Origin of the sequence: Nocardia higoensis NBRC 100133 (assembly GCF_000308595.1) — a bacterium.
Lineage (GTDB): Bacteria > Actinomycetota > Actinomycetes > Mycobacteriales > Mycobacteriaceae > Nocardia > Nocardia higoensis.
In genome coordinates, this window is record NZ_BAGA01000095.1 from 1 (window position 1) to 21,233 (window position 21,233).

Here is a 21,233-nt window from a genome sequence, read left to right on the forward strand (position 1 = left end):
GGTCCGAGTCGCGCCGAACGCAGGCGACTGGCCGAGGCCGGGGCGGCGGAACCGTCATCCGGATCGACGCGCACCGCATCGGAGAGCATCGCCTTGCCCGCCGCCGCGGCCGATCGGCCCGCTGCCACGCATTCACACTCCTCCGACGGGGAGTCCAGCGTGTCGGCCAGGTCTGCGCATTCGAAGCCGGAGAGTGAGCGCACGGACTCCCGCCACGCCACCGCAGGCGCGCAAGCCGATCGGCCGGATGCCACGCCGTCCGTCGATGCGGCAGCGGGCCCTGCCGCTCGCGCACTGGGGATCACCACCGGGTCGGCGGCCGAGGCGACCGAGCGGAGCCGGGGCGGCGCCGCGGTGAGCGAGGCCGCGGCCAGGCAACTCGCCGACGCCGATGCGCCCGCGACCGAGGTGATTCCGGGGCTGGCCGCGCTACGCGAGATCGGCGCCGGGGACGAGGGGTCGGCTCTGCCGCAGCGGGGTGCGCGGCGCGCGGATCGGCGTAAGGCCGCCGAGCCGGAGGAGGCCGCGGACATCGCTGATACCGATGCTCGGTCGCGCTCGCATCACGCCGCGGCCGATGCCGACGAGCGGCAGCCGCAGCGCGAACCGAGCGCACTCCCGGTCGGGGATTCCAGCGGATCGCTTCCAGGCCGCGCAACGTCGGAGAGTTCGGCGCCGCGCGACAGCGCGAGCGATCTTCCGCAGACCGCTTCCGGCAGATTGCTGCCCCGGCGCGCTGCCGGGCACGCGCGCCCGCAGCGCGAAGCGGGTGCGGCCGGCGCACACGGGCCCGCCGAGACGGGTACCGGTCTCCACCAGCGCGAGGCCGGCGCCGGGCTTGCCGGACGTGGTTCCGGCACGGCGCTCCCCCAGCACGACTCCGACACCGAGTTCGCGCAGGGCGACTCCGGCGCCGATCTCCCTCGCCGTGGGACCGATACCGCTCTGCCGCAGCGAAGTGCCGATCTTGCTCTGCCGCACGACGACTCGGATGCCGGTACTCAACGGCGCGGCATCGATACCGGTCTGCCGAAACGCGGCACCGAGACCGAACTGCGGCAACGCGATTCCGACACCGATCGGCCCCGGCCCGGCACCGAAACCGCTCTCCCGCAGCGCGGCACCGACACCGCGCTGCCGAAACGCGGCTCCGATGCGGGTCTCCCACAGCGCGACTCCGATGCCGCGCTGCCGCAACGCGGCCTCGGCACCGCTGTCCCACTGAGCGGCTCCGGCGCTCCTCTTACGCAGGGGGATTCCGACACCGCTCTTCCGCAGCGCGGCACCGACGCCGGTCTTCCCCAGCGCGAGGTCGGCACCGATCTCGGGCAGAGCGGCTCCGGTAGCAATGGTCTTCCGCGACGGGGAGCCGGTGGCGTGGCACAGCCGGAAGCCGCGTCGCTCTCCCCGCGCGAAGACGGCACGCTCCCGCTCCGGGACGCGGGCGGTTCGGCGCCCACGCGCGACGGCTCCGGTGGTCTGCCGCAGCGTGACTCCGCGAGCTCGCTGCCGCAACGGGGCACGAGCCACGCACTTCCCCGGCGTGGAGCCGGCGAGGTGGCGGCTCCGGCCGATTCGGACGAAGAACTCGCACAGCGCGGCTCCCACAGTGAGCGGCCGCAGCTCGATTCCGATGGCGCGTCCGCGGCGGGTGCGATGAGCGGATCGCTGTCGACACGTGACGCCGGAACAGGTGGCACGCTCCCCCACCGCGAGCCCGGCCATGCCGCTCCCCCGCGGGACGGCCTCGCCGAGGTCTCCTCCGGCGCCGTGGCGTCCCGGTCGGCCGGTCGGCACAACGGCGCCGACGATCGGGTGACCGAGGATCTGCTCGCCGAATCGGGCACCCGGGCCCGGCTGTCGGGCGACGGCGCTTCGGCCGCGCCCGGCGATCCCGCCTCGGCGGCGGGCGAGCAGCCCGCTGCCCGGATCGGGAACGCGGCGCCGGGGCGCGACTCCTGGCAGGGCGAACTGGAGCGGCTGGCTGCCGAAACCGCGTATGTGGACAGCGATTCCGGCGGAGACGACGGCCGGGCGGTCTCGGGCGCGGCGGCTTCGGGGATGCCCCCGGTCCCGCCCTCGCTGAACGACTGGCTGGATCAGCCGGCGCCGACCGTCGAGCCGGCCACACTGTCCAGGCGCGGTGACGCGCCGTCGGACGTGACCAGGCGGATGGAGCCGGCGGGTATCACCCCACGACCGGCGCCGGTGCAGCCGAATCCGTTCGGTCCGCCGACCAGTTCGCTTACCGCGGAGGCCGACGAGCCCGCGGGCGTCGACACACCTTTCGATCTGGACCTGGAGCTCCCCGCGTCCCGGCCGGAGGTGAGCACGTCCGGGGTCGCCGAGCAGGCGCAGGCAGGCAAGCAGCGGCCGACCATCGAGGACAACGCGCACGTGGACAAGCTCCAGGCCATGCTGGACGAACTCAAGCGCAACCCGGCCGGTCCGTTCGGCCGGGCGCTGAACACCCCGCCGGACAACTCGGGGCACTGAGGCGCTCCCACCGGAGCACGAGCGCCGGGCAGGTGTCGAATCGGCCTGCCTCGCCCGTGTTCGATCGTCGCGGAACCGTCGACCGGTCGTTGCGGCACGGCGCCGCGACGTCCGGTGACGTCGCGGGCGTGATTCAACGGGGCGATCATCCGGTGCGGCGACGACGGCGTGGTTCGACGTCGATGGTCACACGGCACAGGGACAGCGATCAGACGGCACAGCCACGGCGGCTCAGCCACGGCGACCCGCGGTACCGACCGCCACGATCGCGGCGGTTCAGCGACGGCGGGGGGTGCCCTGTGGTGGCGCCAGGACGGATTCGACGAGGTCGCGTAGCCAGCGGTGGGCTCCGTCGGCGGTGTTGCGGGAATGCCAGGACATGCCGATGGTGATCTCCGGCAGTGGCAGCGGGATCTCGAAGGTCGCCAAGCCGAGGGCGCCGATGGCGCGGGCGGCCAGGTGGGCCGGTGCGGGACAGACGAATTCGCCGGAGCGGACGGCGAGTAGCGCGGAGGGCAGGTCGGGGACGGTGGCGAAAACGCGACGGGTTCGTCCGTGCAGCATGAGCCGGTCGTCGATCGGGCCGCGTGGGCGGCCGTGGCGGGAGACGGCGAGGTGGGCGGCGCCCGCGTAGGCGGCGACGGTGGCGCGGCCGGTGACGAGGGGGTGGTCGGGCACGGCGACGCCGACCAGCCGGTCGCCGAAGACGCGGTGGACGATGATTTCCGGTTCGGTGTGGCCGAGGACGCCGACCGCGAGATCGACGCGGCCGTCGCGGAGATCGGCGGTGCCTTCGCCGGAGTCGGGCAGCAATCGCAGGGTTACCCCCGGTGCGTGGCCACGGACGGCGACCGACAGCGGGCCGGCCAGTTCGGTGAGAACCTGGTCGTCGACGCGGAGGGTGAATCCGCGTTCGAGGCGGGCCGGGTCGACGGGGGCGCGCGGGGTGAGGACTGCGCGACTCCGCTCGACCAGGGCCGCGACCTCGGAGCGCAACTCCAGTGCGCGTGGGGTGGGCACCAGTTGCCTACCCGAGCGGACGAGCAGCGGATCGCCGAGTACCCGCCGCAGGCGAGCGAGGGTGCGGCTCATCGCCGATGGCGAGGTGTGCAGGCGACGGGCGGCCTCGGTGACGCTGCGGGAGTCCAGCAGCGAATCCAGAGCAACCAGCAGGTTGAGATCGAGCGGCTCCACTCACGGATTATCACAGACGCAATCGGTGGTTTACCGATTGCGCCACAGGTAATCCGCGACCGAGCCGGACGGGTGGTCCTCGTCTATCGCCGCTGCGCGGGGTATTGGGGCCGGGCGGGATAGTGCTGCGGCGGGTACTGCTGCCGCGGAGCAGCTGCCGGTTGTTGTGCGGCACCGGTGAATCGTTGCTGTGCGGGGAAACTCGGCTGCGGAGGGTAGCTCTGCCGCTGCGCGGGGTAGCTCGGCGGCTGCGCTGGATAGTCCGGGGGCTGCGCGGGAGGCGCCTGCTCCGGGTACGGCTGCGGCGCGGGAGGATTCGGCTGCTCCGCCGAAGGGAGCACTTCCTGCCCCGGGTTCGGCCGGCCGCCGGTGGGCGGGGTCTCCTCGGACGGCGGAGTCTCCACCGGCTCCTTCCCCTTGCCGTGGCGCTCGCCGAGGCCCCGGTACGAACCGGGCCGCACCCGCCGGGCCCACTGCGCGCTCCGGCTACGCAGCGGCACCTTGAACTTCAGGTCGGCCAGCAGCTCGTCGATGGTGTGCAGGGTGAACGGCGTGACGGTGGTGCCGTGCGCGTGGTGTCCCCCGGTGCCCGCGGTCATCCAGCGCAGGCGCTCGTCGATGCGGGCTTCCCGCTGCTCGGCGTCGGGCAAAGTGAGGCGGCCGGAGAGGTGCGCGGCGATCCAGTGCGCGGTGACCTCGGCGGTCAGGGGCGCGAGCAGGCCGGAGTTGTAGCCGGCGAAGGTGATGTTGTCGACCTCGGTCGGCAGGATGTTGCGGTGCAGGCGGAAATTGCCGTCCTCGTCGGTGAACTGACGCTGGATGTACGGCGTGAGGAAGCCGACGCGCTGGTGGAAGCCGGTGGCGGCGACGACCAGATCCGCGTGCAGCGCGGAGCCGTCGGTGAGGTGGGCGGCGGGCGGGCCCGGTCGGCCGGACAGTTCGGCGACCTCGATGTCGCGCAGGACGCGGATCGCGCCTGCGCGGACCTGTTCGAAGAAGCCCTCGGTCACCACGCTGGTGGTGCTCTGCGCGATCTCCTCGAACCGACCCTCGGGCACGAGGTCGAGTTCACGCAGCCCCAATCTCTTGATGGTCAGTTCCTGCACCACGTCGAAATCGCTGTCGCGGAAGGAGCGTCCGGCGCCGTGCAGGAAGCGCTCGGCGCCGCGCGGGGCGTGGTAGCGGAAATGCGCCTCACCGAGGCGGCTCAGGAACAGCCGCTCGAACTCGAGACCGCGGCCCAGGCTGCGCGGCATCTTCCACAGCAACCGGCGGGCGACCACCGTGGTGCTCGCCGCGACATGGCTGACGGCTTCGGCGATATCGCAGGCGGATTGGCCGTAGCCGACGACCACCACATTCTTGCCGCGCGCGGATTCCAGGTCGAGGAACCGCGAGGAGTGCACGACGGCGCCGCCGGCCGCGGTGAAGGCGTCGACGCCGCGGTAGTCGGGCACGGCGGGCTCGCTGAACACGCCGTTGGCCACGAGCAGGTGGTCGCAGGAGGTGCGGTGCACGCCGGCCTCGTCGCGAATCTCGAGCAGCCAGCCGCTGTCGACCGGGTCGGCGGCGACCACCTCGGTACCCAGCCGCAGGAACTCGTGGAGGCCGAAGTTGCGAGCGTAGCGCTCCAGGTAGGCCTGCACCTGGGCGCCGTCGGGGACGGCCGGGTACTCCTCGGGCATGGGAAAGTCCGAGAAGTGGTAGGTGAGCTTGCTGTTCTGCAGGCGCAGACCGGGATAGCGCCTGGTGGCACTCCAGACCCCGCCCACGTCGGGTGCGCGATCGAACACCTCGACGGCGAAACCCTCCCGGCTCAACACCTTCGCGCAGGCGAGGCCTGCAATGCCCGCACCTACGATCGCGATGCGGTTACCGCTCGTCATGGGCTCTGAGCCTACCCGCCGGTGACCTGTCCGGGTCCCCGCGGTGCGAGATCGCCGACCGGGCGGCGCGGCTCCGTCGCCGCGGGCGTGCTGTACTGGACCGATGAGCAACGCGCCAGTGATCGTGGACCGAGCCGGACTGTGGGACGCCGAAGCTCTCAGCGACGTTGCGGCCGCGACCTTTCCGCTGGCCTGCCCGCCCGGCTCCAGCGCCGAGGACATCGCGGTCTTCGTCGAGCAGGTGCTGTCGGGCGAACGCTTCGGCGAGTACCTCAACGATCCCGACCGCACCGTGCTCAAAGCGGTGGCGGACGACGAGATCGTCGGTTACGCGATGCTGATCGCGGGCGACCCGGCGGATCCGGAGGTCGCCGCGGCGGTGAACCTGCACCCCGCGCTGGAGATCAGCAAGATGTACGTGCTGCCTGGTCACCACGGGACCGGGGTGTCGAGCGCGTTGATGGAGGCGGCGCTGCGGGTGGCCCGCGAGGGCGGTTATCCGGGCGTGTGGCTGGGGGTCAACCAGCTCAACGTGCGTGCCCAGCGGTTCTACGCCAAGCACGGTTTCGAAGTCGTCGGAACGAAAACCTTCACCGTCGGCCGCGAGGTACACAACGACTACGTGATGCGCCTGCTGTTCTGAGACAGCAGACGCACCCGGGCCGACCGGCGCGAGATCGCTAGGTCGTGGCGGCGGCCTCGAAGCGGGACAGCGCCAGCAGACGGGAGATGGCCCGCAGGTACTTCTTGCGGTAGCCACCGTCGAGCATCTCCTGGGAGAAGATCTCGTCCAGCTTGGCCCCGGACACGGTGACCGGCACGCTCGCGTCGTAGAGGCGGTCGGCGAGTACCACGATGCGCAGCGCGACAGCCTGATCGGTGACCGGATGCACCCCGGACACGAACACCGCGCTCACCCCGGAGATCAGCTCCCCGTACTTGGACGGGTGCAGCTTGCTCAGATGCGTCAGCAGCGCGTCGAACTCGTCGAGCGTGGAACCCGGTGTGGCCGAGGCCCGTTCGACCAGATCCGCGGGCGAGGTCGGGTCGGGGGCGGGCGGCAGGTCGCGGTGGCGGTAGTCGGGGCCGTCGACGCGCACGGCTTCGAAGATCGCGCCGAGCTTCTTGATCTCGCGCATGAAGTCCTGGGCGGCGAAACGGCCCTCGCCGAGCTGGCCGGGCAGGGTGTTGGAGGTCGCGGCGATGGAGACGCCGCGCGCGGACAGTTCGGTGAGCAGCCGCGAGACCAGCATGGTGTCGCCCGGATCGTCGAGTTCGAACTCGTCGATGCACAGCACGCTGTTGCCCGCCAGGCGCTCGAGCGCGTTGTTGAAGCCGAGGGCGCCGACCAGGTTGGTCAGTTCGCCGAAGGTACCGAAGGACTTCGGCGCGGGCGAGCTGTGGAAGATCGAGGCCAACAGGTGGGTCTTGCCGACGCCGAAGCCGCCGTCGAGGTACAGGCCCGCACCGGAGAGCTGCTTCTTCTTGCCGAACAGGCTCTTCTTGGTGGAGGCCTTGTGGATCCTGCCGACTTCGCCGGCGAAGGATTCGGCCTTGCGCACCGCGGCGGCCTGGCTGGGTTCCTTCGGGTCGGGAATGTAGGAGGAGAAGCTGACCTCGTCGAACATGGGCGGGGGCACCATCTGGGCCACGAGCTGGTCGGCCGGAACCTCGGGATGGCGATCGACAAGGCGTTCTTGCATGGACGAAGCCTAATGACGTGGTGTGATCTGTCCTCATGCAGCGTATCCCCAATGCGATCCAGCTCACAGAACTCGATCCCGACGGACTCGCCGACCTCTACGCCTATCCGATGGGACTCGACGCGCCGTGGGTGCGGGCCAATTTCGTCTCCAGCATCGACGGCGCCGCCACCAGCGGTGATCAGACCGCCGCGCTGGGGACGCCGGCCGACAAGACCGTCTTCGGACTCCTGCGCGAGCTGGCCGACGTGATCCTGGTCGGCGCGGGCACCGTCCGCGCGGAGAACTACGGCGGCGCGCGCACCGACCGGCGGCACCGCCGTTCGCTCTACGACCGCGCGCGGGGCGGGCACGCCGAAGGCGCACCGCCTCCGATCGCGGTCGTCACCGCGACCGCGGCACTGGAGCCGGACAGCAGGCTGTTCACCGATACCGAGGTCGCGCCGCTGATCCTCACCACCGCCATCGCACCGGCCGAGCGCAAGCGGGAACTGGCCGAGGCCGGAGCGGAGGTGATCGAGGCGGGCGGCATGGCGATCACGCCCGCGGGACTGCTGGCCGCGCTGGCCGAGCGCGGGCTGTACCGGGTGCTGTGCGAGGGCGGACCGCATCTGTTCGGCGAACTGCTCGAGGCGGATCTGGTCGACGAGCTGTGCCTGACCACCGCGCCGTTCCTGGTCGGCGGCACGGCGCGGCGAATCTCGCTGTCGGCGCGCGAGTTCCGGCATCGCATGCAACGGCGTCACATCCTGCTCGACGCCGACGGGACCATCCTGACTCGCTGGGGCCGTCGGTGAAACAGCCGCCGAGACCTGGCAGGCTGTAGCGCATGCGCTGGACCCGAGCCGCCGTGCTGGCCTCGACACTGTCGATCGTGATCGCCGGATGCGGTGCGGGCCCCTCCGACCGTCCCGGCGTCGCGGTGGAGCGACCCGCGGTCGGAGGCGGGCCCGCCACCGAGCAGACGACACCGGCCGAACCACCGCGCGCCGAGCTGCCCCAGAGTGACCTGAGCTGGATCGATTGCACGGAACCGACCCTGCGTCTGCTCGGCTTGGGGCCCGCGCCCGCGGGCCTGGTGCTCGAATGCGCCGAGTACTCCACGCCCATCGACGCGGCGGGCGCGGTGCTCGGCAACTTCCGCAACGGGGCGATGCGCGCGCGGCTGCCCCAGACCCCCTCCGACGTCGCGCCGCTGGTGCTGACCTCGGGCACCGACCGGTCCTCCACCGCCACCCTGGCCGGTCTCGCCGTCGGCGCGGACGCGGGACTGCTGGCCGAGCGCCCGATCGTCGCGGTGGACCGACGCGGTATCGGCACCTCCCAGCCCATCGACTGCCTGCCACTGGACATCAGGCAGAACCTGGCCGATCATGCCCAGTTCGGCCCCGGCGCCGACCCGGTGACGGCGATGGGCGAACTCAGCCAGGAGGCGACGATCTCCTGCCGCGACTTCCTGCAGCCCTACGAGAGCACCTTCGACGCCTCGCACGCCGCCGACGACATCGAGCAGTTGCGCATGCAGTGGCAGGTCGAGCACATCGACATGATCGGCACCGGCAACGGTGCCTTCGTCGCGCTCTCCTACGCCCGCAAGTACGGCGACCACCTGTCCCGGCTGGTGCTCGACGCCCCCGAGGCGGTCGCCACCGACGCGGTGACCAGGGAGGAACAGCGTCTGCGTGGCGCCGAGGCCGCGCTGACCGCGTTCGCGCAGCGCTGCGTGGCCCAGGGGTGCGCGCTGGGAGCGGATCCGCGGGCGGCGGTGGCGGATCTGACGCGCCGGGCCGCGGCGGGCGAATTGGGCGACCTCTCCGAAGCCGCGCTGCTCACCACCATCAGCGGTTTCCTGGGCGCCCCGCGCGCCGACCAGTCCGCGCAGGTTACCGAGCTCGCCGACGCACTGGCCGCGGCGGGCAAGGGCGACCGCGGCACACTGGACAATCTGGTGCTGCGCGAGACCGCGGCCACCGCGGGCGACGGGCAGTTCGTCAATCGCTGCACCGACACCCAGGGGCCGCCGACGGCAACCAAGGCCGCCGAGCTGGCCCGGTCGTGGGGCGGAACGTACCCCGTGTTCGGCAGGCAGGCGGCCATCGGGCTGATGGACTGCTCGGCTTGGCCGGTGTCCGAACCGCCCGCGTCGCTCGGCGAGCTCGCGCTGCCGGTGCTGGTGCTGACCGGCGTCGCCGATCCGGTGGTTGGCGACGGCGGACAGTCCTCGGTCACCGGCGCGCTCGGCGCGGCCGGTGCGCGGCACGCCACGGTCGGCTGGCAGGGCTGGGGGCATCCGGTGCTGAGCCACTCCGACTGCGCGCAGCGGATCGTCTCCGACTATCTGAAGCAGGCGCGGCTTCCGCGTGACGGGAGCGCCTGCCCCGCCTGAGACGGCGTGCACGGGCCGCGTCGGCCGGGAATCGGCCTGTGACGGCGCGCCGGACACATCCCGGCATCCTGCCGTGCACCCGGCCGGTGTACCGTGCCCCAGTGTTCCTTCGACAGCTAGAGCCCCGCACAGCTCGAACCACCGCCGAGGTGATCAAGTTCGCACTCTGGCCCATCGCGGTCATGACGGTGCTGAACAGGGTGTTCATCAAGGCTGTCAACGGCTTCATCACCGATGACTACCGGCCGGTCTACAACGCCTCGCTGGCGTTCCTGAACGGGCAGCCGGTCTACACCGCCAATTTCGACTCCGTCGACCCGCATTATCTGTATCCGCCGGGCGGCACGCTGCTGATCGCGCCGATCGCGCTGATCGATCCGGAGAAGTCGCGGTGGTGCTTCATCCTGCTCAACGCGGTGGCCATTCTGGTGGCCTGGTATCTGTTGCTGCGGCTGTTCAAGTACACGCTGAGCTCGGTGGCCGCGCCCGCGCTGCTGCTGGCGATGTTCATGTCCGAGACGGTGATCAACACGCTGGTGTTCACCAATGTCAACGGCTGCATACTGCTCGCCGAGATGGCCTTCCTGCACCTGATATTGCGCCGCCGGGACCTGTGGGCGGGTGTGGTGCTCGGCCTGAGCATCACGGTGAAACCGACGCTCGCGCCGCTGATCCTCGTACCGTTGGCGCGCGGGCAGTGGAAGGTGCTGATCACCGCCGCGGGCGTGCCGGTGGCGCTGACCGCGATCGCCTGGCCGCTGATCGAGGACGCCGACCAGTTCCTCAGCCGCACCCTGCCCTATCTGTTCGAGACCAGGGACTACTTCAACAGCTCCATCGTTGGCAACGCCGCCTACTACGGCCTGCCCGACTGGCTGACCTGGGGCATGCGCATCGCCATCGGCATTCTGGTGGCGATCTCGCTGTGGCTGCTCTACCGCTACTACCGCGAGGACGAGCTGTTCTTCGTGACCACGTCCGCGGGCGTGCTGCTCACCGCGTCGTTCGTGCTGCTGAGCCTGGGCCAGATGTACTACTCGATGATGCTGTTCCCGTTCCTGATGAGCGTGGTGCTGCGCAATTCGGTGCTGCGCAACTGGCCGGCCTGGCTGGCGGTGTTCGGGTTCATGTCCTACGACAAGTGGCTGTCGGACCGCTGGCAGGACGTCGGGCGCAATCTCGAGTACCTGCGCATCACCTTCGGCTGGACGCTGTTGCTGATCGTGGTGTTCTGCGTACTCGGCGACCGGTACCTGGCCGCCCGGCGCGCGGGCAGGCTCGATGTCGGTCTGGATCAGGACTGGATGCGCGAGGCGCCCGATTCGCGCGACACCGCCCCCGCCGTCGAACCGGTGAAGCCTAGTCCGAGCAAGGTCCCCGGGGCCGTCTCCCCCGCCGAACGGACCGAGACGCTCGCACCGGAACTGGCCAAGGCCACACCGCACCACGGCGGCTGACGATCTCCCTGCCGGTCCGGTCGGAACGCCGGACGGCGGCACGTACGCGCGGAACGTATTAGCGTGGAGCTATGAGTTCCGACGCCGACACCTCCCTTCCCGCGCCCCGGATCCAGCTGAGCCCGCAGGAATGGCGCAGCAAGCTCGATCCCCAGGAGTACGCGGTCCTGCGTGAGGCCGCGACCGAACGCCCCTTCACCGGGGAGTACACCGACACCAAGACCGAGGGCGTCTACAGCTGCCGCGCCTGCGGCGCCGAACTGTTCCGCAGCACCGAGAAATTCGACTCGCACTGTGGATGGCCGTCGTTCTTCGATCCGGCCGATTCCGACGCGGTGCTGCTGCGGGCCGACGACTCGCTCGGCATGCGCCGCGTGGAGGTGCTGTGCGCGAACTGCCACAGCCATCTCGGCCACGTCTTCGAAGGCGAGGGGTACGCCACCCCGACCGACAAGCGCTACTGCATCAACTCCATCGCGCTGCGACTGCACCCCTCGGACAGCGCAGCGCGATGACGATGACGTCGATCGCGACACAGCGAACGCGCAGCGAATTCTAGAGAAGCAACGCCGCCCGGCACATGCCCCGAAAGATACGGGCATGCGCCGGGCGGCGTTGTCGGCTATACGGCAGCCAGGGTCAGGGCAGGGCGTTGATCAGCTGCTCGAGGTCCACGCGCGGACCGGTGAAGAACGGGATCTCCTCGCGCACGTGCCGACGAGCCTCGGTGGCGCGCAGGTCGCGCATCAGGTCGACGATGCGGTGCAGTTCGGGAGCCTCGAAGGCCAGGATCCACTCGTAGTCGCCCAGGGCGAACGAGCTGACTGTATTGGCCCGCACGTCCGGGTAGCCGCGGGCGGCCTTGCCGTGGTCGGCGAGCATCTTGCGGCGCTCCTCGTCGGGCAGCAGGTACCACTCGTAGGACCGCACGAACGGGTAGACACAGACGTAGGCACCCGGATCCTCGCCGGCCAGGAAGGCCGGGATGTGGCTCTTGTTGAACTCGGCCGGACGGTGGATCGCCACGTTGCTCCACACCGGGGCGCTCGCGCGGCCCAGGGCGGTGGTGCGGCGGAAGTCGGCGTAGGCGGCCTGCAGATCCTCGACCCGCTCGGAATGGGTCCAGACCATGAAGTCGGCGTCGGCGCGCAGACCGGCCACGTCGTAGACGCCGCGCACCACGACGTCCTTGTCGGCCAGCCCGTCGAAGAAGGCCTGGGCCTCCTTGATCGCCGCCGCCCGGTCGTCACCCAGCACACCCGGCTGCACCTGGAACACCGAGAACATCAGGTATCGGATGGTGGAGTTGAGAGCTTGATAATCCAGTCGCGCCATGACTCCCATCGTGCCACTGCGGTGCCGCGTCCCGGCTACGGGGCACGGTCCCGGGTGATCCGGTCCGATCCGCCCCGCGAACCGGGCCGAAAGTCCCTGCGGGTTCCGGCCGAACCGCCCTGGCTCCGGACGTCCCCGACCCACACCGGGATCCCCGGCCTTCAAGGCTGCGGCGCCACCGGCAGACGCTCGACGATGCGGCGGGCCGCGGCATCACCGGTCGCCACGCATGCCGGAACGCCGACACCGTGCAGGTAGGCGCCCGCGAGCGCGAGACCGTCGAGCCCGGCCACCGCGGTCTCGATCTCGGCGATCCGGTCCAGGTGGCCGGGCGCGTACTGCGCCAAGCCGCCGCGCCAGCGCTGTACGACGGCCTCCTCGGGGACGATCGGCACGCCGGTGACGGTGCTCAGGTCCTCGGCGGCGGCGGTGATCAGATCCTCGTCCGGCCAGGACAGCGTGGAATCGTCGCCGAACTTGCCGAACGAGGCGCGCACCAGCGCGGCCGGGCGTTCGGCCAGATGCGGCCACTTGCGGCTCGACAGCGTGAATGCCTTGGCGCGCAGGTCTTCTCCGGTGGCGACGAGAATCCCGGAGTTGTCCGGCAGCGCGGTATCGGCCGGTAACGCCATGGCCACCACGGCCGAAGACGACAGTTCGATACCGCTCGCGGCGGATGCGGCGCCGGGAGCGACGTAGCGCAGCAGTCGCCCCACGACCGGAGCCGGGACCGCCAGGACGACCGCGTCGACCAGGCCTATCGGGTCGAGCACCCAGCCGCCGGTCGCGTGTGCCAGCCGGGTCGCGGCCGTGCCTGTCACGACCCGCACGGCCGAGGACTGCACGAGAGCCTCGGTCAGCACCCGGTAGCCGCCACGCAGCGCCCCGAACACCGGCGCGGTGGACGGTGCAGGCAGGGCGGCGGAAACCGCGTGGGTGAGGCTCGGCGCGCCGTCGTCCAGGGCGGCGGCGAGGGCGGGCAGGGCGGCGCGCACCCCGATGGAGCGCGAGCTTCCGGCGTACACACCGCCCAGCAGCGGATCGACGCTGCGTTCGACGACCTGCGCGCCGAACCGGTCGGCGACCAGGCTGTGCACGTCGATGTCGCTGTCCGGGTACCAGGCCAGCGGGCGGCTCGACTCCCCCGCGACGAGCTCGAGTGTGTCGTCGTCGACCAGGCCGCGCATCGACTCGGCGTCGGACGGGATCCCCATCAGGGTGCGCGGGGGCATCGGATGCGCGGCGCCGCCCGCCCACAACAGCGGGCGCTTGCCCGCCGGGTGCACCAACTGGTCTTCGAGGCCGAGTTCCCGCAGCAGGGCGGGCACTTCGGGCCTGCGGCCGACGAACGCCTCGGCGCCCAGATCCAGCGGCTCACCGTGGACGTCGGGGGTGTACAGGATGCCGCCCACCCGATCGGAGGGGTCGAGCAGAACGAGATCGGCCTCGGGGCCCAGCAGCGCCCGCAACCGATGGGCCGCGGCCAGACCACTGATCCCGCCGCCGACAATCGCGATCCTCATACTCTGCGACGGTAGTCCGCGCCCCGAGCAGCCGGGCAGAGGCTGTCGTCCATGTCACCGCCCGGCATTCGGCCTCAGAGTTCGTGGACCAGTTCCACCAGCGCGGTGATCACGCCGGGATCGGTGTCGGGCAGCACGCCGTGGCCGAGGTTGAAGATGTGACCGATCGCGCCGAGCACCATGGCTTCGTCGGCCTCGGCGGCGATGCGGCGCGCGTGCGCCTCGATCGCCTCCGGACCGGCGAACAGTACGGCCGGATCGAGGTTGCCCTGCAAGGCCTTTCCCGGACCGATGCGGCGCACGGCCTCGGTCAGCGGCACCCGCCAGTCCACCCCGACCACATCGGCGCCCGCCTCGCCCAGCGCGCCGAGCAACTCGCCGGTGCCGACTCCGAAGTGGATACGCGGCACGCCCGCGTCGGCGACCTCGGCGAACACCCGCTCCGAATGCGGCAGCACGAATTCGCGGTAGTCGGCCAACGACAGTGCGCCCGCCCACGAGTCGAACAGCTGCACCGCGTCCACGCCCGCATCGATCTGGGCGCGGAGGAAGGCGATGGTGATATCGGTGAGGGCCCCGAGCAGCTCGTGCCAGGTCTTCGGGTCGGCGTACATCATCGCCTTGGTGCGCTCGTGGTTCTTGCTCGGCCCGCCCTCGACCAGGTAGGAGGCCAGCGTGAACGGGGCGCCGGCGAAACCGATCAGGGGGGTGTCGCCGAGCGCGTCGATCAGCAGCCGCACGCCTTCGACGATGGCGCCCACCTCTTCGGTCCGCAGCCGCGGCAGCGCCCGCACATCCTCGGTGGTGCGTACCGGGGAGGCGACCACGGGGCCGACGCCCGCCACGATGTCGAGGTCGATACCGGCCGCCTTGAGCGGAACGACGATGTCGGAGAACAGGATCGCCGCGTCGACGCCGTGCCTGCGGATCGGCTGCATGGTGATCTCGCAGACCAGCTCCGGATCGAAGCACGACTCCAGCATGCCGATACCGGCACGCAGTTCGCGGTACTCCGGCAGCGATCGGCCCGCCTGCCGCATGAACCACACCGGACGTCGGCTGGGGGTGGCGCCCGTCGCGGCGGCCAGGAAGGGGGCGTCGGGCAACCGACGGCGGCTGTGCGTGCTCACCCGGCCATCGTATGCGGCGGCGCGCCTCCGACTGCGCCGGGTCGGTAGCGGATACGGTCAGGCCCGTGACACCGCTCGACTTCCGCGACGGCGCCGCACCGACCGAAGGACCTCAGGGTGAACCCGCCCTTTTCCGCGCCGCGGTCGATGCGATGGGCACCGCGACATGCCACCCCCGGATCGAGCTGTCGCCGATCCGGCCGCCGCAGCGGCTCGCGCCCTACTCCTATGCGGTCGGCGCCGAGGTCACCCACCCGGAGACCGGCACGGTACCGGTGGATTCCGAAGGAGACGCGTTCGGCAGGCTGATCCTGCTGCACGATCCCGAAGGCGACGAAGCCTGGCACGGCACCTTCCGGCTGGTCGCCTACATTCAGGCCGACATCGATGCCGCGCTGGCCACCGACCCACTACTGCCCGAGGTGGCGTGGAGTTGGCTGGTGGACGCGCTGGAGACCCGCTCGGAGCCGTTCACCGCGCTCGGCGGCACGGTGACCTCCACCAGTTCGGTCCGCTACGGCGATATCGCGGGACCGCCGCGCGCGCACCAACTGGAGCTGCGCGCGTCGTGGACCGCGCTCTCCACCGACATGGGCCCGCACGTCGAATCCTTCTGCGAAGTTCTGGCCTACTCGGCCGGTCTGCCGCCCGCCGGGGTCACCCACCTGCGCCCACCGCCCTATACCACCCACGAGCCGGAGTGACGGCAACGTAGAGTTCAGGGCTATGCCGGTAGCAGAACAGCCCGGGCAGGGCAGCGCGGAAGTCAGTACAGCCGAGCCTCTGCTCGCGCCGGTAGACGGGGTACCGCCGGTTCTGGGCACCGCGACCGAGGTCGCCGCCGCGGCCGAACGCCTGGCCGCGGGCACCGGTCCGCTGGCCGTCGACGCCGAGCGGGCCTCCGGTTTCCGCTACTCCGCGCGGGCCTATCTCATCCAGCTGCGCCGGGCGGGCGCGGGCACCTTCCTCATCGATCCGATCCCGGTCGCCGGTGCGCTCGGCCCGCTGGCCGAGGCGATCAACGACCTGGAGTGGGTGCTGCACGCCGCCGACCAGGACCTGCCGGGATTGGCCGAGCTGGGGCTCCACCCGGCGCGGCTCTACGACACCGAACTCGGCGGCAGGCTGGCCGGGTTCGAGCGGGTCGGGCTCGCGGCGATGGTGGAACGACTACTCGGGCGCTCGCTGCGCAAGGGTCACGGCGCGGCCGACTGGTCCACCCGCCCACTGCCCGACGAGTGGCTCAACTATGCCGCCCTGGACGTGGAACTGCTGCTGGAACTGCGCGAGGCGGTGGACGAGGATCTGCGGGCGCAGGGCAAGCAGAGCTGGGCGGAACAGGAATTCGAGCACGTCCGGCAGGCCGGACCGCCCGCGCCCAAGTCCGACCGCTGGCGACGCACCTCGGGCATCCATACCTTACGCAAGGCCAGGCAGCTCGCCGCCGTCCGTGAGTTATGGACCGCACGCGACACCCTGGCCCGCACCCGCGATATCGCTCCTTCCCGCATCCTCCCCGACTCGGCGATCGTCGCCGCCGCGGCCGCCGACCCGCGCAGCATCGCCCAGCTCCGCGCACTGCCGGTCTTCGGCGGGCCGCGCCAGCGCCGCTACTCCCGGGAGTGGCTGGCCGCCCTGGACATCGCCCGGGGCCTGCCCGACAGCGCACTGCCTCCGCTCAGCCAGCCGTTCGACGGCCCGCCGCCGGTGAACCGCTGGGAGCGCCGGGACCCGGTCGCCGCGGCCCGTCTGGCCCGCGCCCGTGCCGCGCTCAACGACCTGTCCATCGAGCACACGGTTCCCGTGGAGAACCTGCTCGCGCCGGACGCGGTGCGGCGGCTGTGCTGGGACGGTCTCGGCGACTACTCCCGGCCGCGCGCGCCGGAGGAACTCGCCGCCGAGATCGACGGCTTCCTCGCCGCGGCCGGCGCCCGGCCCTGGCAGCGGGAACTCACCGTCGCGCCCCTGACCGAAGCGCTGACACCCGAGGACTGATCCGCCCACGCGACGAGGTCGGTGGGCGCGATCGAGCCGACACCGCACAGGCGTAGCTTCGTGCGCCCTCGCCCGATCGCGCTCCCGGTACCAGGGCTGCGGAGCTGGAACACCCGCGGTCAGTGAGCGCCGAGCCAGCCGGCGATCCTGCGGGCGACCTCGGGGGCGGTGAGGCCGAGCTGTTCGAGAACCTCGTCGCGCGAGGCGTGGTCCAGGAATTCCTGCGGCACGCCGAGATCGCGGGTCGGGACATCGAGGCCGGCCGCGCGCAGGGTGGCCGAGACGGTGGAGCCGATGCCGCCGTGCAGACCGCTGTCCTCGACAGTGACCACCAGGCGGTAGTTCTCGGCGAGCTTGACGACGGCGTCCGAGACCGGCAGCACCCAGCGCGGGTCGACAACGGTCACCGAGATCCCGTCGGCGGCAAGCAGTTCGGCCGCCGCGAGGGCGGTTCCCGAGAACGGGCCGACGGCCACGAGCAGCACGTCGCCGCGCTGGGTCTGGGCGGCCGACTCCGGATCGGCCAGGCGCAGCACGTCGATGCCCTCGAGGCGCTCGACGGCGGTGATGTCCTGGGCGACACTGCCTTTGGGGAAGCGCAGCACGGTCGGGCCATCGGTGACCGCCAGCGCCTCGCCGAGTTCCTCACGCAGGGTGGCGGCGTCACGCGGCGCGGCGACCCGGATGCCCGGAATGATGCCGAGGACCGACAGGTCCCACATGCCGTTGTGGCTGGCGCCGTCCGGGCCGGTGATGCCCGCGCGGTCGAGCACGACCGTGACCGGCTGCTTCAGCAGCGCGACATCCATCAGCAGCTGGTCGAAGGCGCGATTGAGGAAGGTGGAGTAGATCGCGACCACCGGGTGCAGGCCGCCGAGGGCGAGTCCGGCCGCCGAGGTCATGGCGTGCTGTTCGGCGATGCCGACGTCGAACATGCGGTCCGGGAAGGTCTCGCCGAATGCCGACAGGCCGGTCGGTCCCGGCATGGCGGCGGTGATGGCGACGATATCGTCGCGACGGCGCGCGTGCTCGATCAGCTCCTCGGAGAACACCGAGGTCCAGCCGCGGGCCTTCTTGCCTGCCAGGGGGCGGCCGGTGAGCGGGTCGATCGGGTCGCAGGCGTGCATCTGGTCGGCGATGTTCTTCTCGGCGTGCTCGTAGCCGCGGCCCTTCTGGGTCACCGCGTGCACCAGCACCGGGCCGCCGAAATCCTTGGCGCGGCGCAGGGCGGCCTCGACGGCGGCCACATCGTGCCCGTCGACCGGGCCCACGTACTTGATGCCCAGGTCGCTGAACAGCTCCTGCGGGCTCACCGCGTCTTTGATGCCCGCTTTCACCGCGTGCACCATCGAGTACGCCGACTCCCCCACCCGGGGGATGCTCTTGAGCAGCCGCTTGCCCGCGTCGAGCGCGTGCTCGTAGGCGGGCTGGGTGCGCAGCGCGGTCAGCCGGTCGGCCAGGCCGCCGATGGTGGGCGCGTACGAGCGGCCGTTGTCGTTGACCACCACGACGACGGAGCGGTCCTGCCCGGCGGCGATGTTGTTGAGCGCCTCCCAGCACATACCGCCGGTGAGCGCGCCGTCACCGACCACCGCGACCACATGGCGGTCCTGGCCGCGCAGCGCGAACGCCTTCGCCAGGCCGTCGGCGTAGGACAGCGCCGCGGAGGCGTGCGAGGACTCGACCCAGTCGTGCTCGCTCTCGGCGCGGCTCGGGTAGCCGGACAGACCGCCGCGCATACGCAGATCGTCGAACCGGTCCTTGCGTCCGGTCAGGATCTTGTGCACATAGGCCTGATGGCCGGTGTCGAAGATCAACGGGTCGGCCGGTGAGTCGAATACCCGGTGCAGGGCGATGGTCAGCTCGACGACCCCGAGGTTCGGGCCCAGGTGTCCGCCGGTCGCCGCGACCTTGCGCACCAGGAACTCGCGAATCTCCTCCGCCAGCTCCGGCAGCTCGGCCGCGTTCAGCCGGCGGACGTCTTCGGGTGAATCGACCCCGGAAAGCACTCCCACCTGAACTCGCTCCCTCCGGATTGCACATCTGATCCGCTCAGTCTACGGAGCGTCGGAAGCAAACTTCGGCGACCTGGCTCCGGGAGCCGGAAGTGGCGTGCGAAAACACCTAGTCACCGCGGCGCGACATCCGGCGATCGCGGCCGAATGTGAGCCCGCGCACCCCCGCCGCGACCGCGCTTTCGGCACATGGACGCCGCGGGCCCCTACAGTGTGGGCGTGAGCAGAGACGAGGCCGCAGCCGCGACGGTGACCGTGTTCGGACAGGGCCGGGTACAGGCCACACCCGACCTGCTCCGGCTGACGGTCTCGGTGGAGTCGCGCGCCGAACGGGTCGCCGCCGCCTACGCCCGTGCCGGGCAGCGGGTGGCCGCGGTCACCGCCTCGCTGCGCGGCAACGGCGTGGCCGACGCCGACATCGCCACCAGCGGGCTGACGGTGCGCACCGAGACGGTGTGGGCCGACAACAGGGAACGGATCGTCGGCTACATCGCCGGCACCGGCCTGACCGTCACGCTGCGCCGGATCGGCCCGGACGCCGTGCCCGGCCCGGCCGAGATCATCGCCGCCGCCGTCGACGCCGGGGGCGACGACGTGCGACTGGGCGGGCTGGTCCGTACCGTCGCCGATCAGGACGATCTGTCGGCCCGGGCGCGTGACGCCGCGTGGGATGACGCGCTGACCAAGGCGCAGCGCTACGCGCAGCGGGCCGGGCGCGCCCTCGGCGCGGTCGTCGAGATCACCGAGAACGTCGCGGTGGCGCCGCAATTCGCCCCGAAGATCCGCACGGTGGCGATGGCCGAGCCCGCGGGCGGCGCGCCGGTGCCGGTGGAACTCGGGGAAACGGAGATCGCCGCGAGCGTGCGGGTCACCTGGTACCTCGGGTGAGGCCGGCCACCGGGTGCCCTTCGCGTGCGGGGCTCGCTAGGCGGGCCGGTGCCCGAGACCTTTCACCAGCAGCGTGACCGTGTCCGCACCGGCGTGCCGATCCTTCGAGATCTCCAGGTAATCCGGCGATTGCGACCACGCGGTGACCGCCGCCTCGTCGGGGAAGGACATGAGCACCACCTTCTCGCGGTCGGTGTCGCCTTCGAGGAGCGTGGGGGCCTCGTCGGCGGCGAGCAGGGTGCCCGAGTACTTGGTGAAGACGTCCATGAATCGCGCCTGGTAGCGGTCGTAGGCGGCGCGATCGGTGAACTTCAGTTGGGCGAGGACGTACACAGTCATGCCGCCGACTATAAATGCGTTCTCGCGCAGTCGATCCGGGAGTCGCTCAGCGGGTCAGCAGCGCCACGCACTCCATGTGGTGGGTCGCCGGGAACGCGTCGAAGACCCGCAGGTCGGCGAGTCCGTAGCCGCCGCGTTCGTAGAGGCCGAGATCACGCGCGAAGGAGGCGGGGTCGCAGCCGATGTGCAGGATGCGCTCGGGACCGGCGGATGTCACCGCGGCTATTACTTCCTTGCCCGCTCCTGCCCGGGGCGGGTCGAGTACCACCGCTCGCGGCGCCGGGCCGGTGTACTCGGCGAGCCACCGTTCCACCCGGTCGGAGCGCAGGTCCACCCACGGCTGATCGCGCAGCGCGGCGCGGCCGTCGGCCACCGCGCCGCGCGCGGACTCCACCGCCAGGACTGCTCCACCGGGACCGACCTGCTCGGCGAGCCGGGCGGCGAAGACGCCCGCACCGCTGTAGAGATCCCAGGCCCTGTCCCCCGCGGACAGTTCCGCCCACCGCGCGACCAGATCCGAATACCGCTGCGCCGCATCGCGATGCGCCTGCCAGAAGCCGGTGGCCGACAGTTCCCAGCGTCGGCCTGCCACGTATTCGACCGCGCGGCCGGAACCCTCGATCACCCGCTCGGCGCGCGGCGCGTGGGTGGCGGCGCGCCTGGCGGTGGCGGCGCCGCGCCTGGCGGCCGGACCACGCCGCCTGTCCGGCCGAGCGGAACGACCGCGCTGCGGCGGGGCGGGAGCGAGTTCGACGAGGTGGCGCACGCCGTCGCCGTCGAGCGCGATCACCAGATCCGCGCCCGGAGTCCAGGCCTGTTCGGCGATGCCCGCCATCGCGCCGTGCACCGGCTGCGGACAGCGCAGATCGGCGAGCACCGCCTCGCT

18 protein-coding genes are annotated in these 21,233 nt (G+C 71.4%); 9 read left to right on the forward strand and 9 right to left on the reverse strand.

Going from position 1 to position 21,233, the window contains the following annotated elements:
* The first annotated feature begins 159 nt into the window (after window positions 1-159).
* Window positions 160-2,496, forward strand: a complete 2,337-nt coding sequence (locus ON26_RS17280) for a hypothetical protein (protein ID WP_157171926.1) — start codon at window positions 160-162, stop codon at window positions 2,494-2,496.
* Window positions 2,497-2,772: 276 nt separating this feature from the next.
* Here the strand turns inward: ON26_RS17280 and ON26_RS17285 are convergent, their stop codons facing one another.
* On the reverse strand, window positions 2,773-3,690 hold the full coding sequence (locus ON26_RS17285; RefSeq protein ID WP_040797213.1) for a LysR family transcriptional regulator: 918 nt from the start codon (window positions 3,688-3,690) through the stop codon (window positions 2,773-2,775).
* A gap of 83 nt (window positions 3,691-3,773) precedes the next feature.
* Complete coding sequence (locus ON26_RS17290; protein WP_245545895.1) at window positions 3,774-5,576, reverse strand: flavin-containing monooxygenase; 1,803 nt, start codon at window positions 5,574-5,576, stop codon at window positions 3,774-3,776.
* Window positions 5,577-5,679: 103 nt separating this feature from the next.
* Between ON26_RS17290 and ON26_RS17295 the strand changes: the two genes are divergently transcribed.
* A complete protein-coding gene (locus ON26_RS17295; RefSeq protein ID WP_040797214.1) occupies window positions 5,680-6,219 on the forward strand; it encodes a GNAT family N-acetyltransferase in 540 nt (179 codons plus the stop codon).
* 37 nt (window positions 6,220-6,256) lie between these two features.
* On the opposite strand, the gene zapE is transcribed toward ON26_RS17295, so the two are convergent.
* Window positions 6,257-7,279 carry a cell division protein ZapE gene (zapE, locus tag ON26_RS17300; protein WP_040797215.1) on the reverse strand — a complete coding sequence of 341 codons (1,023 nt, stop codon included), beginning with the start codon at window positions 7,277-7,279 and terminating at the stop codon, window positions 6,257-6,259.
* 35 nt (window positions 7,280-7,314) lie between these two features.
* Here zapE and ON26_RS17305 point away from each other — a divergent pair, with 35 nt between their 5' ends.
* The 4 genes from ON26_RS17305 (at window position 7,315) to msrB (ending at window position 11,637) form a co-directional block, all read left to right on the forward strand.
* Window positions 7,315-8,076 (forward strand): pyrimidine reductase family protein, encoded by a 762-nt coding sequence (locus ON26_RS17305; protein ID WP_040797216.1) that lies wholly within the window; start codon window positions 7,315-7,317, stop codon window positions 8,074-8,076.
* Between the two features lie 32 nt (window positions 8,077-8,108).
* Entirely contained in the window at window positions 8,109-9,665 is a 1,557-nt protein-coding gene (locus ON26_RS17310; RefSeq protein ID WP_040797217.1) for an alpha/beta hydrolase, read from the forward strand.
* 86 nt (window positions 9,666-9,751) lie between these two features.
* Window positions 9,752-11,122, forward strand: a complete 1,371-nt coding sequence (locus ON26_RS17315; protein WP_083884162.1) for a glycosyltransferase family 87 protein — start codon at window positions 9,752-9,754, stop codon at window positions 11,120-11,122.
* Between the two features lie 71 nt (window positions 11,123-11,193).
* Complete coding sequence (msrB, locus tag ON26_RS17320; protein WP_040797218.1) at window positions 11,194-11,637, forward strand: peptide-methionine (R)-S-oxide reductase MsrB; 444 nt, start codon at window positions 11,194-11,196, stop codon at window positions 11,635-11,637.
* A 124-nt stretch (window positions 11,638-11,761) separates the two neighbouring features.
* Here the strand turns inward: msrB and hemQ are convergent, their stop codons facing one another.
* The 3 genes from hemQ to hemE all read right to left on the reverse strand — a co-directional run bounded on the left by hemQ (window position 11,762) and on the right by hemE (window position 15,110).
* Window positions 11,762-12,457: a hydrogen peroxide-dependent heme synthase gene (gene hemQ / locus ON26_RS17325; protein WP_040797219.1), complete on the reverse strand. Its 696-nt coding sequence runs from the start codon at window positions 12,455-12,457 to the stop codon at window positions 11,762-11,764.
* Between the two features lie 161 nt (window positions 12,458-12,618).
* Window positions 12,619-13,980 (reverse strand): protoporphyrinogen oxidase, encoded by a 1,362-nt coding sequence (locus tag ON26_RS17330; protein ID WP_040797220.1) that lies wholly within the window; start codon window positions 13,978-13,980, stop codon window positions 12,619-12,621.
* A gap of 74 nt (window positions 13,981-14,054) precedes the next feature.
* A complete protein-coding gene (gene hemE / locus ON26_RS17335; protein WP_040797221.1) occupies window positions 14,055-15,110 on the reverse strand; it encodes a uroporphyrinogen decarboxylase in 1,056 nt (351 codons plus the stop codon).
* 152 nt (window positions 15,111-15,262) lie between these two features.
* Between hemE and ON26_RS17340 the strand changes: the two genes are divergently transcribed.
* The gene (locus ON26_RS17340) at window positions 15,263-15,814 is read left to right on the forward strand and encodes a DUF3000 domain-containing protein (protein ID WP_040797227.1); all 552 of its coding nucleotides are present in this window, start codon (window positions 15,263-15,265) and stop codon (window positions 15,812-15,814) included.
* A 22-nt stretch (window positions 15,815-15,836) separates the two neighbouring features.
* Complete coding sequence (locus ON26_RS17345) at window positions 15,837-17,105, forward strand: ribonuclease D (protein WP_040797222.1); 1,269 nt, start codon at window positions 15,837-15,839, stop codon at window positions 17,103-17,105.
* 119 nt (window positions 17,106-17,224) lie between these two features.
* Here ON26_RS17345 and dxs read toward each other — a convergent pair whose 3' ends face one another.
* Window positions 17,225-19,120: a 1-deoxy-D-xylulose-5-phosphate synthase gene (gene dxs / locus ON26_RS17350; RefSeq protein ID WP_040797223.1), complete on the reverse strand. Its 1,896-nt coding sequence runs from the start codon at window positions 19,118-19,120 to the stop codon at window positions 17,225-17,227.
* Window positions 19,121-19,339: 219 nt separating this feature from the next.
* On the opposite strand from dxs, the gene ON26_RS17355 reads away from it, so the two are divergent.
* Window positions 19,340-20,008 carry an SIMPL domain-containing protein gene (locus tag ON26_RS17355; RefSeq protein WP_040797228.1) on the forward strand — a complete coding sequence of 223 codons (669 nt, stop codon included), beginning with the start codon at window positions 19,340-19,342 and terminating at the stop codon, window positions 20,006-20,008.
* A 36-nt stretch (window positions 20,009-20,044) separates the two neighbouring features.
* Here the strand turns inward: ON26_RS17355 and ON26_RS17360 are convergent, their stop codons facing one another.
* Both ON26_RS17360 and ON26_RS17365 read right to left on the reverse strand, forming a co-directional pair.
* Window positions 20,045-20,347, reverse strand: a complete 303-nt coding sequence (locus tag ON26_RS17360; RefSeq protein ID WP_040797224.1) for a DUF1330 domain-containing protein — start codon at window positions 20,345-20,347, stop codon at window positions 20,045-20,047.
* Window positions 20,348-20,393: 46 nt separating this feature from the next.
* On the reverse strand, window positions 20,394-21,233 hold an 840-nt coding region (locus ON26_RS17365; RefSeq protein WP_040797229.1), incomplete at its 5' end, for a class I SAM-dependent RNA methyltransferase.